This window comes from Paenibacillus hodogayensis, from assembly GCF_039536325.1.
Taxonomy (GTDB): Bacteria; Bacillota; Bacilli; order Paenibacillales; family NBRC-103111; genus Paenibacillus_AB; species Paenibacillus_AB hodogayensis.
Window position 1 is genome coordinate 696,956 of the sequence record NZ_BAAAYO010000010.1, and the last position, 16,031, is coordinate 712,986.

Here is a 16,031-nt window from a genome sequence, read left to right on the forward strand (position 1 = left end):
GTCTATGAGGTTGTGTTTGTTTCGCTTTGTTCGTTTTTGCTTAGGCCCCCGTTCGCCTGCAAAACAGAAGCTCCACCTGTTCAAATCCACCAGAATTTGGTATACTTTGATTTAAGAACTTTCGTAAATTCCAAATTAAGTAATTTTATCCTATTTGTCGGAATTACTATCACTGTCATATTTCGCCCGCTTCTCTTTAAGCAGACGGAACATCTCCAGACTGTCGCGCAAATGCTCGGCTTCTTCCTTGGTCAGATCCTCGACTTCGCCGTCGAAGTACATTTTTGCCCGGCCGCCCGTGCCGGACAGCCCGCCGGCTTCCCCGGTCAGCAGCCAATCTATCGAAACATCGTACAAGACGGCCATTTTTTGCAAAATCTCGTTGTCGGGTTGAGATTTGTCGTTCTCGTATTTGGATATCGTCGTGAAATTAAGGCCAAGCGTATCGGCCACCTGATGCTGGGTGAAGCGTTTGCTATTTCTGGCGCTTTTCAATCTCGCACCGAAAGTCATGAATTCTATCACCTCTGACATTCAGTATAAGAGATTTGAATTTTCTTCAAAATATTGTTGATGATTATTCAATTGGTGGTGTATAATTTGAAGTATGATCTATGTAAAATAATTCAACTCAATCCAGTTAGGGGGAATCCGTAACGTGCTGCCTGCCTATAGCACTCCGATTATTATCGGGGTAATCGTCCTCGGCCTGATCGGGTTTATTTACTCGATTCGCGCAGAGCTGCGTTACCGCGAAAAAATGCGCAAAGAAATGGAGGAAATCCGACGTACGAAACGCACGTAAGACACCCGGGGTGCCGGGGAGTCTCTGGCATCCGAGGCGAAGCTTCGCCCGGTTCCGCGTCTGCCGGACCTTTGCACCGGTGAATCAATCCGACGGCCGGAGCCGGTATACTACATACTCGTAGTGATAAGGCGTCTGCGGATCGGCGAGCGCCGGTTTACGGGATACCTCCTGCCATTCGGCCCTATTCAGAGCAGGGAACCAGGTATCCCCTTCGAATTCGGCATCGATCTCCGTCAAGTACAACGTATCCGCGTAAGGCAAAAACAACCTGTATATTTGTTCCCCGCCAATGACAAATAGCGGGGAACCGTTATTGGCTGCATGCCGTTCCAGCGCTTCCCCGACCGAATGTACCACCTCGCAGCCGTCCGCGGCGTATTCCGGATCCCGCGTCAGGATGATATTGCTTCTTCCCGGCAGCGGACGCTTCATCGCTTCGAAATTAACTCTTCCGCTTAGTACCGCATGTCCCATCGTGACGGCTCTGAAATATTGCTGCTCCTCCGGCAGCCGCCACGGAATCCCTTTGGCTTTACCGATAACCCGGTTCCGGTCCATCGCAGCGATCATCGCGATGCCCGCCCTTGTTCCCGCGCTCATTCGATCTCTCTCCTCTTCTGTTATACTGGATAAGCACGACACTCAGCCGACAGGGGGACGACTCTTGATGCAGCAAGAGCTTTTCGATATTTTCGACGAACATATGAACCGAATCGGCACCGCCACGAGACGGGACACGCACCTCAACGGCTACTGGCACCAGACGTTTCACTGCTGGATCGTCATTCCGGAAGCCGAAGGACCGGCGCTGCTGTTCCAGAAGCGCCACCCCGACAAGGATACCCATCCCGGCAAATACGATATTACATGCGCCGGACATCTGCTTGCAGGCGAAGCCCCCGAGGACGGCGTCCGCGAGTTGGAGGAGGAATTGGGCTTAGTCGTTCCGTTCGAGCGTCTGGTCCCTATCGGCGTCCTTCCCGTGGAAATGCGCTACCGGGATCTGATTGACCGCGAGTTTTACCATACGTATTTGCTGGCATGCAGTCAGCCGCTCGAGCAATACCGGCTTCAGCCGGACGAAGTCGTCGGGCTCGTGAAGGTCGCCGCGGCAGACGTGTCCCGGCTGTTCGCAGGGGAAACCGGCGCGGTGTCCGGCACCGGGCTGGAGACGGCAGCAGACGGCCGACCCATACCGGTCAGCCGCCTGCTGGAACGCTCTGATTTCGTGCCTCACGGCGACGCCTATTACCGGCACGTCCTCGATGCGCTTCTTTCCCGGTACGCATAACCGCAGTCGGGCGGCCTTCGGTAGGCGCAGGCGGCACGCCGCTGACCCCTGCCGGCCCTTCGCTCGACTGGACTCGCGCCACCGAACAAAGTCTCGCACCGCACCCGCTATCGGCACTTCATGTCGTCAGACCCGCGCGTCAAGCAGCTTCCGGGCGCTGACGATGCGTACGCATAGACAGATGATTTCGATGGCGGTCTGCAGCTCGTTCAGTGACGGGTATGACGGTGCGATCCGTATGTTGCGGTCGCGCGGGTCGAGCCCGTACGGGAACGTCGCTCCCGCCTTCGTCAACGTTACGCCGGCTTCCGCGGCCATCGCGACGACCGCCTTGGCGCAGCCGTCCATCGTGTTCAGGCTCAGAAAATAGCCGCCGTCCGGCTTGCTCCACGAAGCGATTCCGATCCCGCCCAGCCGCTCCTCCAGCAGCGTCAACACGGCGGCGAATTTCGGCTTTAGAATGGCCGCATGCTTCTCCATATGGGCGCGAACGCCGTCGGGGCCGCCGAAAAAACGGACATGCCGCAGCTGGTTGATTTTATCCGGTCCGATCGTCTGAACGGCCAGCGTCTTGCGGATGGCATCCAGATTGCCCCGGCTTGCCGCCATCGCGGCGACGCCGGAGCCGGCGAAGCTGACTTTCGACGTGGAGCAATATTCGAACACCCGGTCCGGGCAGCCCGCCTCCCGGCACGCAGCGAAGATCGGCTTGAGCCGTGACGGCAATGGGGACAAATCGTGAACCACATAGGCATTATCCCAAAAGATGCGGAAATCCCCCGCCTTCGTCTTCATGCCGGCCAGCCGGTCCACGACCACGTCGGAATACGTAATCCCGTCGGGATTGCTGTATTTCGGAACGCACCAGATGCCCTTTACCGCGGCATCCTCGGCAACGAGCCGCTCCACCTGGTCCATATCCGGGCCGTCTTCCTTCATATCGACGACGATCATCTCGATGCCGAGCTGCTCGCAGATGGCGAAATGCCGGTCATAGCCGGGGCTGGGGCATAAAAATTTGACCGCCGCTTCCTTGCCCCAGGGCTTGTCGCCGCCCGGCACGCCAAACAGCATCGCCCGGACGATCGTATCGTACATCATCGTCAAGCTCGAGCTGCCGCCAACGATCACTTCGTCCGGCTGTACCCCGAGCAAGTCCGCGAAGAGGCGCTTCGCTTCGGGAAGGCCGTCCAGCCCGCCGTAATTGCGCGCGTCCGTTCCGTCCTCCGCCGTAACCGGCTCCCCTGCCCGTATCGCGTCCAGCATGCCGGCCGACAAATCAAGCTGCTCCGGACAAGGCTTGCCTCTCGACATATCAAGCCTCAGCTTGCGGTCCTGGTAAGCCTTGTACTGCTCCAACTGCTCCACGTATATTTCATTCAATTCCGCCGCATCCAACCGGCTCCACTCGTTCATGCCAGATGCCCCCCATACCGTTATGCGATAGACTATAGCCAGAATAGCAGGTGGCGGGAAACGGTTCAAGTACGGCTTTTCCGTACATCGATCCGTTATCCGTCATGCCCGTTTCCTCCCGCCATCCCCCGTTTGCAGAATCTCAAACGTACAAACGATTGCTTTTTTTGGTACTTTCATGACATCTCACGGCCGCGAAGACCGATCGCAGAAGGGATTGCCTTGACGGCGCGGAATTCATTTTCAGGGGAGGGCGCGCAGACGTCGGACGTTTGCGACCCGTTCCAATGACTGGTAAGGAGGCACTTGTATTGAGCGGAATTCATCTTCACCCTCATGATATGTTGGACGAAGGCCCTGCCGCGATTTTGGAGCTGATCGGCACGATGGGGCCTGTTCGTTATTTGTTACCTGAACTGAACACGATTTTCGAACGCAACCCCTATCCGGCCGGGGTGCTCCCCCATAATCCGAAGCGCGGCGTCGTGCAAGGAACCGGGACGTTTCATGTTCCACTCGATACGAAGGAGCTGTTCCCCGGGCTGTATCAGACCGTCGACCCCAGCGTCGAGAATGGACAGGACCCGCTCGGCCTCTTGCTGGAGGCGACCCGGGAGACCGAATATGAGGTAGTCCCCTGGGTCAATCTGCTGAACGGACGGTTCGAGGGAAATATGGCGGATAACGGCGTCGTCGACTTCCGCGGACGGACGATCGAGCATTGGCTTTGTCCAAACGGCCGCGATGTCGTCGAGCTGTGGACGAACGTACTCGCGGCGGTCAGCGACAAATACGGCTGTACGACCTTCCTGCTCGACCGTCTGCGCTTTCCGGATTGGGCCGGCGAGAGGGTCGACCCAAGCGGCCTGTTCACCTGCTTCTGCGAACGCTGCCGCAGCGGTCTGGCTGCAAGAGGGCTCGAAGCCGACGCGGTCCGGGAAGAGATGGAACAGGTCGCCGGTCTGCTGCGGGACAAAAGCTACGATCAGGCCGTATCGCTCCTGCTCGGCTCGCAAACGCTGCAAGCGTGGGTCGGCTTCAAGCAGGACAGCGTCTCGGCTTTTATCGAGAAGCTGGTCGCAAGCCTGCGCCGCCGCAATCCGGCCATCGTCTGTTGGCTTGACCTGTGGCCGCCCTCCTACTCGTGGATATTGGGACAGGACTATACACGGCTGACGAAGCAATCTCCGGCGCTGAAGCATTTTCCGTATCACAAGCTGGGAGGCGGCGCAGACGTGCAGGGGCTGATCGACAGCTTTGCGAGCGAGCCGGAGGAGAGCGAGCGGGCGTTCCGGGCGTTCCAGCGGCTGTTCGCCATGGATTATCCGATCACGTACGAATCGTTTCGCCGCGACGGATTCCCGATTGAATTCGTCGGCATCGAGAACGATAAAGTACGGGCGCTCTCACAGCCCGGGACCCACATTTTCAGCGGCGTGCAAATGTGGAATCTGACCCCGCAGGAGCTTTCGCTGGCGCTCGGCAAGGCGCGCGAAAGCGCCGCGGACGACGTTCTGTTCTATTGCTACGGCTGGGCGGGGCGCGAATTGTTCGAGGCGGTCGGTTCGTTCCCGGAAGAACGTTCCGCAGCGCAAAAGCAGCCTTAGCCTTGACATTGCGAGTCATGAGAATGAAAAAAACGGGAAAACCGCGAGCAGCGCAGTTTCCCGTTTTTTATTTTTTCAATCCACTATCAGTTGAACGAAATGGCGTTGCAGCGAGTTATGGCCTTCAACTCCATTCCGCCGACTATTGTCCAACGGACTTCCTCATCCTTCGTTCAACTTATTCCGGTCGCGCGGCTCATCCCGCTCACGGCCCTGTCACGGTCGCACCGAGGACCGTCCGGTTGGCCGTGACGACGTTGCCGTCGGCGTCCGCGCTGTCGAGCACGACGTCGTAGTCGCCGGGCGGCAGGACGCTTGTAGTAAGCAGCGCGGTTCCTTTGGTCAACGTCCCTGCGAATACGGGCGCCCCGGCGCTTCCCCGGACATAGACCGCGACGAACATTTTTGCATATTCCGTCCGGCTCGGCTCGACGAAGCTCACGACAAGCCGCTTATCCACGCTAACCGAAACGCTCGCAGAGGTCGGCGTTCCGGGATTGACCGCTTGACCGTTCAGGTAGGAAGGGGAAGGGCCGACGTTGCCTGAATACGTCTCCACCGCTGCGTTGACGTACTCCTCGATGAAGTAAGGCAGCACATAGCCGGCGGGATTGTTGTGCTTGTTGTTGACGACGCGGATGCTGTCGGCGTTCCCTGTCTCGATGCGAATGACGCTCGATGCCGTACCGCCCGCATTCGTGTCGGTAAAGACGTTGCCGCTCGCCTCGAACGACGAGCCGCTCACCGGAGCATCGTACAAAATACCGTAGCCCGAAGCATCCGCTATAACATTATCCGCGAACAAGGCCGAGCCCCGAAAAGCGTTGCTGACGAGCACTGCATCGGAAACCGAATGTTCGAACCGATTATGGCGGAAGACGACCTCCTGCCACGGAGGGTTCGGTGAGCTGCGCGGAGCGCCGTTCAGGAGCACGGCATAATACCTCGAATTCAAGACGGTATTGTTCTCGAATACGACTCCTGTTATTTCCCTGTTGTTGGCGTGTACTTGCAGCGCGCCGTAGTCGGTGCCCAATCCGGCATTCGTTATCGTATTGTTCGTAACAGTTACGTTCTCCACCCGATTCGTCTTGTAGGACGATTCGGAAGCGATATAAATACCGGCCATCTTGGGATTGGTAATCGTATTGCCGTCGATGAGGATGTCGCCGCCCCCGACAACCGTTATGCCGCGCCCCCAATTGTTGTCGTAAACGAGATTGCCCCGTATGACGATGTGATGCGCATAGTCCGCTCCCGTGCCGTAGCTGACGACCGCAATCATATCGTCCCCGGCCTTCGTGACCTTATTGTATTCAATGACAATATGATGCGATGTGTTTTCGGTCACATGAATACCGTCCGCCTTGGTATTCTTGACGAAATTGTTGCGGATGACGCCGTACGTCGCGCCGTAATTGAAAATACCCGCTGTGTAAGAGCCGTCGACCTCCACCCGCTCCACGAGATAGTCGGTGGCGTGGTTCAAGTTAAGCCGCACATGCTCGTCGGTGTTCCCCCGGGTTGTCGCCATATTGAGCAGCTTCAGATCGCTCACCGTCACTCCGCTGCCTCTTACCTGTACGTTTTCTTTCGCATCGTTCGTCGCGAACAGCACCGAGCCGCTGCCCGTGCCGAGCAGAGAGACTCCGTCAAAATACAAGTGGTTCGAATGCCGGAAGGTGCCGGCCGGAACGAAAACCGCCTTGTTCGTCGCCTTCGCTTCGGCGATCGCCCCCCGGATGGCCTCCGTGTCATCGATGGCGTCGTCAGGAGCAGCCCCGAATCGCCTGATGTCCACATAGCTGGAAGGGTATAGCGAGTAAATGAATGCGAACGTGCCGCTGTCCGTCAGTCCTTCCTTGACTGCATAAGCCCGGACCGTCAAAAGATTGGCCGCGATCGGCGACGAATAGAGCATGCGCGAGTCCGACGTCCGTGGATCGCTTCCGTCCGTCGTGTACCAGATCGCCGCGCCCGATACGGAAGCGGTCAAGGTTACGCGCGTCCCCGCCTTCACCGTTCCCGCGCCCGGACTGGCCTGAACCCGGAACAGCCCCGGCGTCGATTCGACGGTGTAATAATAAGAGGCTGCGTAGCCATCGACCATCCCCGCCTTTACGGCATAAGTCCGGATGTGCGTATCGGCGTTTACCGTGATGGACGAGACGTACGGCAGTCTCGAGACAGACGTCTTCGGATCGCTGCCGTCCGTGGTGTACCAGATCGCCGCCCCTGGGGTAGCCGTCGCCAGCGTCACGACCGTTCCCGTCGTCACCATACCGGCTGCGGGCGAGGCGAGAACGTCTTCGACTTCGGCCAGATAGTAAAGCAGCAGGGCGACGTCGCTGTCGGCATAGCCCGGCTTGGCCGCATAAGCCTTAATCCTCAAATCGGTATCGGCCGTAATCGGCGACGTGTAGCGGCTGCGGGTGCCGGATGTGCGCGGATCGCTGCCGTCGAGCGTATACCAGATTTCCGCGCCGGCCGTGACCGTAGACAGCGATACCGGCGTGCCCGTGGCGACCGTACCTGCCGGCGGACTGGCTGTCACACCCATCGTGACGGGCGTGGCATTGAAATATTTTTCCTGCAAATACGCTTCGATGCCCTGCCGTTCGGTAGTGGTCAGTACTCTTCTATACACGAGCACCTCCGCTACTTCCGCCGCCAGATGGCCGCCGCTGGCCCAATGGTTTTTGCCGAGCATGTAACGGTTGAACGTATTAAACACGGTAGCCGCGCTATTGCCCGAATCGGTATAAAGGACGCCGTTCTCGTACGACTGGAAGCGCGGACTTGCCGGACGCGAATCGATCAGCGTGCTGACCGTCGAGAAATTCGTCGTAGATACGTTGGTCGCTAGGAAATGCTGCGTCGACGCCAACGCGATCAGCCGTCCCGGCGTAGCGTTGTCGACCGCGATCGAGAAGGTCTGCCCGCCGCTTCCGGTAGCAAAGATGCCTTTGTTGCCCGCCTGACCTACCGCGCTTTGCTTCATCACGAGAAAGATCGAGCTGTTGCCGGTGTAAGGGGACGAGAGCGTCCGCTCCAGCAGATCGTTGACGCCGTCGAAGCGTACGGACGCAAAGCCGTTCAGCGCGTTCGGCACATAGACGGGCTGCTTGGCGCTGTCCGTTTGGGTCAAAGTGTTGCCGCTGCCCGACAGGTCCTCCCATTGGGATAACGCGCCGTCGGCGGTGACGATGCCCGCTCCCGCCTTGAGCCACAAATCCAGTCCGTCCGCAGGCACGTTGCCGCCGCCGGTAGCCGTCGAGTACGCCCAGGAGGAGACTCCGCTGTCCGCCCTGTCCGCCTTCGAGGCATAGGCGCGGATTGTCTTGTCCTTATCGATCGCGATCGGAGTGCTGTATACGGTCCGGGAAGCCGAGTAGCGCGGGTCGCTGCCGTCCGTCGTATACCAGACCGAAGCGCCAGGCGTGGCCGAGCCGAGGGAAACCGGCGTTCCGGCCGCGACCGTTCCTGCCGTTCGATCGGAGGTGACCTCCGCTACCGGTCCCAAACCGTACTTCTCTTTCAAATAAACTTCGATGTCCTGACGGTCTGTAGACGTAAGCGTTTTCCGATACACCAGCACTTCCGAGACGTCCGCCGCCAGATGGGCTCCGGTGCTCCACTGGTTTCTGCCGAGAACGTACTTGACGTAGTCTTTGAAGGAAGTTGCCGCGCTGTTCGTGGAGTCGAGGTACAGCTCCCCGTTCTCGTAGGACTGGAACCGCGGACTTGCAGTCCGGGTATCGAACAGCACGCTAAGGATCATGTCTTTGGTCGTCAGCGGCTTGGTCGCCTTGAAGTGCTGCGTAGGCGACAGGGCAAGCAGCTGTCCGGGGGACGCGGTGTCGACCGCGATCGAGAAGCCTGTCGCGCCCGAGTTCGTAGCGAATATGCCCTTGTTCCCGCCTTGACCGACCGAGCTTTGTTTCATGACGAGGATGATCGAACTGTTGCCGCTATACGCGGACGAAAGCGTCCGTTCCAGCACATCGTTCACGCCGTCGAAGCGGACAGCCGGCTTGTCGTTCATTCCGTGGAGCACATACGCCGGTCTCCGGGACTCGTCCGCTTGTCCGACATGATTGCCGTTACCCGACTGGTCATCCCACTGCGCGACGTTCCCGTACACGCTGACAGTCACGCCGGCGTCTGCCTTCAGCCATAGATCCAGGCCGTCCGAAGGAACCGAGCCTGCCGCATGCGCCGTCCCGTTTAGCCCGGCCAACGCCGCGAACAGGAGCAGAAGAAACGCCGGAATTTGAATCATTGTCCAATTTCTGCAATTGCAAAACATGCCCACATCACCTCTCCCTATACCTTTTTTTTGCAAAACAAAGGGCCATTCTCGCGCGAAAACTCCGGAAAACGTGCCCTGTTGCCGCCTGCTATGATTTATTTTCCGTAGCCGAGCTCCTTCAACTGCTTCATTGCCGAATCGATGTAGATCTTATATTGAAACGTGCCTTCCAGCGTCTTGAGGAACTTATCGTAATCGGCCAGTTTGCTTTTGCCGTAGGCGAATTTGATCATTTCCTCCTCGATGAACCGGGCTGCGTCGGCAGCGTTGTAGCCCTGAGGCTTGTCGACGAAAGCGTCCAGCGTGTTAATGCGCGGCAGCTTCGCTTCAAAGTCGACGTAGCCGGCTTGCTTGTCGAACTTCGTTTTCAAATATTCGATCTCCGGGCGCCCGGTTAACTGGTACAGGAACGTGTAGCCCGCTTCCTTGCGGCCCTTTTCGGTAATGACGGCTTTATTGCCCTCCAGCTTAAAATGCGTATCCTTCAAACCGAATTGAACGAGCAGGTTGCCCTCCTGCGAAGAAACGTAGTCCAGCAGTTCGAGCGCTTTATTCAATTTGTCCGGCTGGCTCTCCAGGCGCTTCGGAATGACCCACAAGCCGCTTGCGCTGCCGATACTGCGCGGAGAGCTGTTTTGTACGCCGTTCGGCCCTTGGGGCGGGGGGAGCTGGACCCATTCTGCCTTCGGGTTCGCTTCTTTCCACACCTTTACGAATTCGTCCTTGGCGATGTTCGACCAGTTCGTGCTGATAATGCCCGCTTTGCCCTGGAACGCCTTGTCCGTCGCCATCGAGCCTTTGTTGCTCATCAGCTCGGGGTCGACCACGCCGGCATCGATGAATGTTTTAATCATGCGCATCGCTTCCTTGAAGGCCGGCTCGTAGAACGTATTCACGACCTTGTCGCCTTTGAGGAAAAACTGGTGGTCGTCGTACCCGAGCGTGACTCCGTAGGCGCCGAGGATCGCATCGAAGGCGATAAAGCCTCGCGGACCGGTAATGCCGAACGTGTCCTTCTTACCCGTACCGGCCGGATCGTTCTCGGTAAACGCTTTCGCTACCGTCAACAGCTCCTCGATCGTCGTCGGCATCGCCAGCTTCAGATTGTCCAGCCAATCCTTGCGAATCCAGTACGTCCCCTGGGCGCTTTGGCCCGCCTTGGCGATCGCATACTGCTTGCCGCTGTACGTCCCCTTCTTGATGACGTCGGCGCCGGCAAATTTTTTGTATTCCGGCAGTTTGTCCACATACGGCGTCAAATCGAGCAGAGCCCCGGCATCTGCAAGCTGCTGCATCTGCTTCTTGTTGACCAGCATGGTCAAATCGGGTATCGTGCCGGAAGCGGCGCGCACGTTAATTTGGCTCTCGTACTCTTTGGCGTCCGCCACAAGCGTCATCTTCAGAAGGACATTCAGCTTCCGCTCCAATTCTTTCCTCAAGAAATCGTCCGCGGGCGGATTCGTTCCGTAACTGACCTGCGCGATCTCCAGCTTGACCGGATCCGCCGGAACGCCCGTCGTGTCTCTAGCCGTATTCGCCGATGGCGAGGCTTGCTTGGCCGTTCCGGCGCTGCTGCACCCCGTCGCCGTCAATACCGTCAGTACGGTCGTTGCCGCCAGCGCCGCTGAGATGTTTCTTTTTCTCATCCTCTATATCCCTCTCTCTCTATACGTAATGACGCGCGAACCAGCTAGAAGAACCCGGACTTCAAGGGGCATCGGAAGCTAGCCTTTAATCGCTCCGAGCAGCATCCCCTTCGTAAAATGCTTCTGAATGAACGGATACACCGCGATAATCGGCACGCTGGCCACGATGACCGCCGTCATCTGCATAGCTGCCGTCGGGACGGTCACTTCCGCTTGATGCTCGGAAGATTGCGACATCAGCAGCATGCTGCGGATCACCACCTGCAAAGGATGCCATTGGCGGTCAGTGACGTACAGAATAGCGGAGAAGAAGGCGTTCCAGTGGCCGACCATATAGAAGAGGCCGACTGTCATCATCGACGGCACCGACAACGGGACGACGATTTGCCCCAGAATACGGAATTCCCCCGCCCCGTCGATTTTCGCCGATTCGAACAATTCCTCAGGCAAGCTCTCGAAAAAGCTTTTCATTAGGAGCATGTTGAACGTCGCAACGGCGCCGGGAACGATCATCGCCCACACGGTGTTGAGCAAGCCGAACGACTTGACGACCAGGTACGTCGGGATGAGTCCGCCGTTGAACAGCATCGTGACCACGATAAAGAGCAGGAATACCGAACGGCCGCGCAATTCTTTGCGGCTGAGCGGGTAAGCCCCAATCGTCGTAAGCGCCATATTGATCAGCGTCCCCGCGACCGCCAGGAATACCGTCACCGCCATCGCCCGGGCAAGCGCCGCGTCCTGCAAAATACGATGATACGCTTCGAACGAAAGCTTGCGCGGTATGATGAGGAACCCCCCGTTGCGGATCACCTCGCTGTACGGCGTTATCGACATGGAGACGACGTATAGAAGGGGGAACAAGGAGACGACGCCTATCATGACCAGAGCGACGCTGTTCAGTCCGTCGAACGTCTTGTCCGATCTGCCTGTTACCATATGCTCTCTCCCCATCGTTTGGCCAGCTGGTTCGCGCCGAGCACGAGCGCGAAGCCGATCGCCGACTTGAATAACCCGACCGCGGTCGCCAGACTGAAGTTGATCTGCTCCAATCCCGTCCGGAACACCCACGTATCGATAATATCCGCAACCGGATACACTTTCGGATGGTAAAAAATATATACCTGCTCGAAGCCGGCGTCCATGATGCCGCCCAACCGGATCATGAGCATCAGCACGATGACATGACGGATGCCGGGCAGCGTAATATGCCAGATCGAGCGGGTCCGGCTGGCGCCGTCCACCTTGGCCGCCTCGTACAGCGTCGGATCGATACCGCTCATCGCCGCCAGGTAGACGATCGCTCCCCACCCGGCGTCCTTCCAGACTTCGCTTGCCACCAGGACGCTGCGGAACCATTCGGTCGAATTAAGGAACGGAACCGCTTTGCCTCCTCCCTCCACAATCCAGCGGTTAAACAAACCCGTCGTCTCCGACAGGAAAGCGATCGCGACGCCGTAGATGATCACCCACGACAGGAAATGGGGCATGCAGCTTAACGTCTGCACCCAGCGTTTTAGCCGTGCGGCTTTGCATTCGTTGAACATGACGGCCAGTACGATGGAGGGGACGATGCCGAACACGAGTTTGTATATGCTGATCAGCAGCGTATTGGCGAGAAGCTGTCCGAAATAAGGCGAGCCGAAGAACATTTTGAAATGCTTGTACCAAGGGTCCGCCCATCCGCTTTGCAACATGCCTGCGGATATGTTGTAGTCCTTGAAGGCGATGACGACGCCGTACATCGGCAAATATTTAAACAGCAAGTACCAGACCAGGCAAGGAAACAGCATCGCATACAGCGGCTTCATCCGCCATATATGCGACCACGTCCGGAACCGGCGCGGCTTCGCTGCCCATGCCCCCGCCTTCTCAACAACCGTATGCACCCCGCCACACCGCTTTCGATTCCGATTTGTATTTATCATACCAAGCGGACGGGCGCCGCATAATGAACAAAATACCGTCATTTCATGCACGATTTTAGTGAAAAAAAACAAGGATGCAGCCGTCGCGGCTAGTCCTTGTTTCGATTTTGCGCTTTGTATTCGTTTGGGGTGCACCCGGCAAACCGTTTGAAAATTTTGAAAAAATAGCTCGGATTGGGGAAACCGACACGCTCGCCGATTTCGGCTACGGACAGATCGGTATGCAGCAAAAATTGGCAAGCTTCGTTCACCCGGATCCGGTGCACATACCCCGTGAAGGTGCTGCCCGTCTTTTTGCGGAATAATCCGCTCAAGTAGTTCTCGTCCATACTCACATAGGCGGCCATCGTTTGCAGGGAAATGTCCTCGTCGAAGCTGCGGGCCACGTACTGCACGATCCGGTTGATTTCCGGATGATCGGTTTCCGGAGGAGGAGGCGCGTTGCGGCCTTTGGCATATCGGTTCATCCGGCTCGTTAGAACGTCGAATAGCTGTGAGCGACCGGTGCAGCGCATCAGCTCCGCTTTATCGGGCGCAGGTTTCCGACTGATGCGCGAGAACAGCACATCCAGTCTCCCGGCGACATCCATCGCCTGCGTCAGCGGAATGCCGGCGTCTTCCATATGCTTCGATAATGCCGCCAATTGCTCGCCGCACTCCCGCAATTCCAACTGTTCGAAGCTGCGGATCAACGCTCGCTCCCACTCCCAAGGAATCGGAAACGGCTCCGGTACGTTTGAACCGGCCTTTGCGCCGAAGACGGCATTTCCCCTTTCCAGGCTGTCCGTCTGCACGTTCCCATTCTCGCCCTGCCGCCGGCCGCTCCTTCGGTCGAGCTGCACTCTCGCCTTGTTCAACGCGCCTAGCAGCTGCTCGTCGTCCATCGACAACTTCAGTATATAGCTGGAAGCTCCGTATTCCAGCGCTTGCCGTGCGTATTCGAACTCGTTGGCGCAAGTGAGCATGATGAAGGGTGTCTCCAGCCCTCGCTCGCGCACCGTCCGGAGCAGGTCGATGCCGTCCATCACCGGCATGAAGATGTCCGCGATCACAATGTCCGGCGCGTAATTCGCGATGGCGTCCATCGCTTCCCGGCCGTTCGAAGCTTCCGCCACGATCGTAAATCCGGCGTCCTCCCACCGAATCGCCTCGCATATGGACCGTCTAACGAAAACCTCGTCTTCCACCAGCAAAATACTATGCATGAGACTCCTCCTCGCGGTGCGGCGAAGCGATCAGCAGCGGCAGCGTCATGCGAGCGATCGTCCCTCGCTCCAGCGCAATGAGCCGAAGCTCGGCCTCCCCTCTGTACAGCAGAGCAAGCCGTTCCCGCAAATTGCCGATACCGATCCCTTGGCGGCGTCTCGGATACCGCGTCGCGGCAGCGAGTCCGACTCCGTTGTCCGTCACCTCCAGATGCAGACGCCGACGGTCAGGCTCGACGCGAATCGCTATGCGGCCTTTGCCCTCCATCGGAAGCAGGCCGTGCTGGATCGCATTCTCCACAAGCGGCTGCAGGCTCAGCTTCGGTACGAGCGCGTAGGCCGCTTGTCCATCAATGGCATACTCTACCTCGAATGCATGTCCGTACCGGAACGACTGAATGAACACATACGATTTGACCAATTCGATTTCATCCTTCAGATGGATCAGATCGGCTTCCGTATTCAGGCTGTTCTCCAGCAGCCGGCCCAAATTCCGGCATATTTCCGCCGTGCCGGCATCCCCGTGGTTGCGCGCATTCCATTTGATCGTATTCAGCGTATTCAGCAGAAAATGCGGATTCATCTGCGACATGAGCACTTGAAAGCGGCTCGCTTCCTTGGAGCGTTCTTCTTCCTTCAATCGTGCGATCAGCTTGTGAATGTCGCCGATCATCCGGTTGAAGGCGCGCGCCAGCGTCAGAAATTCGCCCCTGAACTTGCTTTCGGGCATGTGTACATCCAAATTCCGCTCCACGAGACCGGCCATCGTCTTCTGCATAACGTTCAGCGGCCGGACGATGGCGGACAGCAGCGCGAATGTCACGAGGATAAAGAAGGCGACGGTCAGTAAAAATGTCATAAACATTTGGTTTTGCATCCGCTGCAGGTCGCCGGAAACGAGGTGAAGCGGAAACCGGTTCAGCAAATAGCCGTCGAGCCCGGGCAAATAAATGCCGCTGTACAACTCGAGTCCCCCCGGCCCCTCGATATAGCGGCTGGGGTCGCTCTTCACGCTGGCGACGACGGCAGCGGCCATCGAGCGGCCAAGTCCGTCGTCGGTCTGAAACAAGGGAACGCCCCGGTGATCGGTCAAATAGAACGATTGCTTCACCTGAAACCGGTCGTTGACGAAAGCGAGCCAGCCATTAATATCCATGCCTATGCACAGATAGGCAAACGGGCGATTGCCGCCGCTTTCCTCCAGCTTGACGGTCAGCGTGTAGAACGAGGAGCGGGGGGCCTCGTTGTACGACTCTGCAGCGGTGCCGCGAACGCCCCAGGACAACGATTCGCCGGACGCTGCCCACTGCGCGAACAGCGACGGTTCCGCGAGCGCCCCCCACCCGGTCCGGCTCGATTGCAGCTCCGTTTCCGGCAGGCTGGCATATCGGTTGCCGTACAGGTCGAACAGGAAATATTCCGCATATCCCCCGCTGTTGGCGAGAGCGTTCCGGGCCGCCGTCAGCTTGCCGCGCACGAACGCCTTGCGGTCTTCGGGATCATAGCCTGCAGGATTTGTCAGATGCTGGCGCAGCTCCGGATCGTGCTCGAGCAGGAGCACCGAACGGATCATATCGATTTTGAGCTCGTCGAGGTTGCCCTTCATCATTTCCAGCTGGGCGAGGTTTTGTTGGGAGATGTTTCTTTTCAGCCACGCTTCGAGTTGATTGAAATTGCGGATTTGCAGCACGGAAAACGGGAGAAGCACAAACAGCAAAACCGCGGCAAACAGTTTATTCCGCATCTTGTCTGGCCATAAACGGCGCATCCGCCTCACTGCCTTCATGTATCGTTTGCCGGATCGCAACCTTGAATGCG

The 16,031-nt window shown here is 57.9% G+C and carries 12 protein-coding genes; 3 read left to right on the forward strand and 9 right to left on the reverse strand.

Annotated elements, in window-relative coordinates; translation table 11 throughout:
• Window positions 1–150 precede the first annotated feature (150 nt).
• On the reverse strand, window positions 151–513 hold the full coding sequence (locus ABD796_RS22105; RefSeq protein ID WP_344911891.1) for a helix-turn-helix domain-containing protein: 363 nt from the start codon (window positions 511–513) through the stop codon (window positions 151–153).
• 145 nt (window positions 514–658) lie between these two features.
• On the opposite strand from ABD796_RS22105, the gene ABD796_RS22110 reads away from it, so the two are divergent.
• Entirely contained in the window at window positions 659–805 is a 147-nt protein-coding gene (locus tag ABD796_RS22110; protein ID WP_344911893.1) for a hypothetical protein, read from the forward strand.
• A gap of 84 nt (window positions 806–889) precedes the next feature.
• Here ABD796_RS22110 and ABD796_RS22115 read toward each other — a convergent pair whose 3' ends face one another.
• Window positions 890–1,408: a dihydrofolate reductase gene (locus tag ABD796_RS22115; protein WP_344911895.1), complete on the reverse strand. Its 519-nt coding sequence runs from the start codon at window positions 1,406–1,408 to the stop codon at window positions 890–892.
• A gap of 67 nt (window positions 1,409–1,475) precedes the next feature.
• Here ABD796_RS22115 and ABD796_RS22120 point away from each other — a divergent pair, with 67 nt between their 5' ends.
• Window positions 1,476–2,099 (forward strand): NUDIX hydrolase, encoded by a 624-nt coding sequence (locus ABD796_RS22120; protein WP_344911897.1) that lies wholly within the window; start codon window positions 1,476–1,478, stop codon window positions 2,097–2,099.
• A 126-nt stretch (window positions 2,100–2,225) separates the two neighbouring features.
• On the opposite strand, the gene ABD796_RS22125 is transcribed toward ABD796_RS22120, so the two are convergent.
• Complete coding sequence (locus ABD796_RS22125; RefSeq protein WP_344911900.1) at window positions 2,226–3,515, reverse strand: aspartate aminotransferase type Ic; 1,290 nt, start codon at window positions 3,513–3,515, stop codon at window positions 2,226–2,228.
• Between the two features lie 311 nt (window positions 3,516–3,826).
• On the opposite strand from ABD796_RS22125, the gene ABD796_RS22130 reads away from it, so the two are divergent.
• The gene (locus ABD796_RS22130) at window positions 3,827–5,122 is read left to right on the forward strand and encodes a hypothetical protein (protein WP_344911904.1); all 1,296 of its coding nucleotides are present in this window, start codon (window positions 3,827–3,829) and stop codon (window positions 5,120–5,122) included.
• Window positions 5,123–5,327: 205 nt separating this feature from the next.
• Here the strand turns inward: ABD796_RS22130 and ABD796_RS22135 are convergent, their stop codons facing one another.
• The 6 genes from ABD796_RS22135 to ABD796_RS22160 form a co-directional block, all read right to left on the reverse strand.
• Window positions 5,328–9,404, reverse strand: coding sequence for a chitobiase/beta-hexosaminidase C-terminal domain-containing protein (locus tag ABD796_RS22135; RefSeq protein ID WP_344911908.1), 4,077 nt, complete (start codon window positions 9,402–9,404; stop codon window positions 5,328–5,330).
• Window positions 9,405–9,529: 125 nt separating this feature from the next.
• Window positions 9,530–11,080, reverse strand: a complete 1,551-nt coding sequence (locus tag ABD796_RS22140) for an extracellular solute-binding protein (protein ID WP_344911911.1) — start codon at window positions 11,078–11,080, stop codon at window positions 9,530–9,532.
• 78 nt (window positions 11,081–11,158) lie between these two features.
• Window positions 11,159–12,019 carry a carbohydrate ABC transporter permease gene (locus tag ABD796_RS22145; RefSeq protein ID WP_344911913.1) on the reverse strand — a complete coding sequence of 287 codons (861 nt, stop codon included), beginning with the start codon at window positions 12,017–12,019 and terminating at the stop codon, window positions 11,159–11,161.
• Window positions 12,013–12,891 carry an ABC transporter permease gene (locus ABD796_RS22150; protein ID WP_344912920.1) on the reverse strand — a complete coding sequence of 293 codons (879 nt, stop codon included), beginning with the start codon at window positions 12,889–12,891 and terminating at the stop codon, window positions 12,013–12,015. The genes ABD796_RS22145 and ABD796_RS22150 overlap by 7 nt, the downstream gene beginning before the upstream one ends.
• Window positions 12,892–13,097: 206 nt before the next feature.
• Entirely contained in the window at window positions 13,098–14,213 is a 1,116-nt protein-coding gene (locus ABD796_RS22155) for a response regulator (protein ID WP_344911915.1), read from the reverse strand.
• On the reverse strand, window positions 14,206–15,981 hold the full coding sequence (locus ABD796_RS22160; RefSeq protein WP_344911917.1) for a sensor histidine kinase: 1,776 nt from the start codon (window positions 15,979–15,981) through the stop codon (window positions 14,206–14,208). Before ABD796_RS22160 ends, ABD796_RS22155 begins: the two co-directional genes overlap by 8 nt.
• Window positions 15,982–16,031: the final 50 nt, after the last annotated feature.

What these genes read in the sequence shown, in the direction of transcription:
- ABD796_RS22150 (WP_344912920.1), bottom strand. Translation starts at nt 12,891, where the DNA reads ATGAAGCCGCTGTATGCGATGCTGTTTCCTTGCCTGGTCTGGTACTTG.
- ABD796_RS22155 (WP_344911915.1), bottom strand. Translation starts at nt 14,213, where the DNA reads ATGCATAGTATTTTGCTGGTGGAAGACGAGGTTTTCGTTAGACGGTCC.
- ABD796_RS22140 (WP_344911911.1), bottom strand. Translation starts at nt 11,080, where the DNA reads ATGAGAAAAAGAAACATCTCAGCGGCGCTGGCGGCAACGACCGTACTG.
- ABD796_RS22145 (WP_344911913.1), bottom strand. Translation starts at nt 12,019, where the DNA reads ATGGTAACAGGCAGATCGGACAAGACGTTCGACGGACTGAACAGCGTC.
- ABD796_RS22105 (WP_344911891.1), bottom strand. Translation starts at nt 513, where the DNA reads ATGACTTTCGGTGCGAGATTGAAAAGCGCCAGAAATAGCAAACGCTTC.
- ABD796_RS22125 (WP_344911900.1), bottom strand. Translation starts at nt 3,515, where the DNA reads ATGAACGAGTGGAGCCGGTTGGATGCGGCGGAATTGAATGAAATATAC.
- ABD796_RS22120 (WP_344911897.1), top strand. Translation starts at nt 1,476, where the DNA reads ATGCAGCAAGAGCTTTTCGATATTTTCGACGAACATATGAACCGAATC.
- ABD796_RS22160 (WP_344911917.1), bottom strand. Translation starts at nt 15,981, where the DNA reads ATGCGCCGTTTATGGCCAGACAAGATGCGGAATAAACTGTTTGCCGCG.
- ABD796_RS22135 (WP_344911908.1), bottom strand. Translation starts at nt 9,404, where the DNA reads ATGATTCAAATTCCGGCGTTTCTTCTGCTCCTGTTCGCGGCGTTGGCC.
- ABD796_RS22115 (WP_344911895.1), bottom strand. Translation starts at nt 1,408, where the DNA reads ATGAGCGCGGGAACAAGGGCGGGCATCGCGATGATCGCTGCGATGGAC.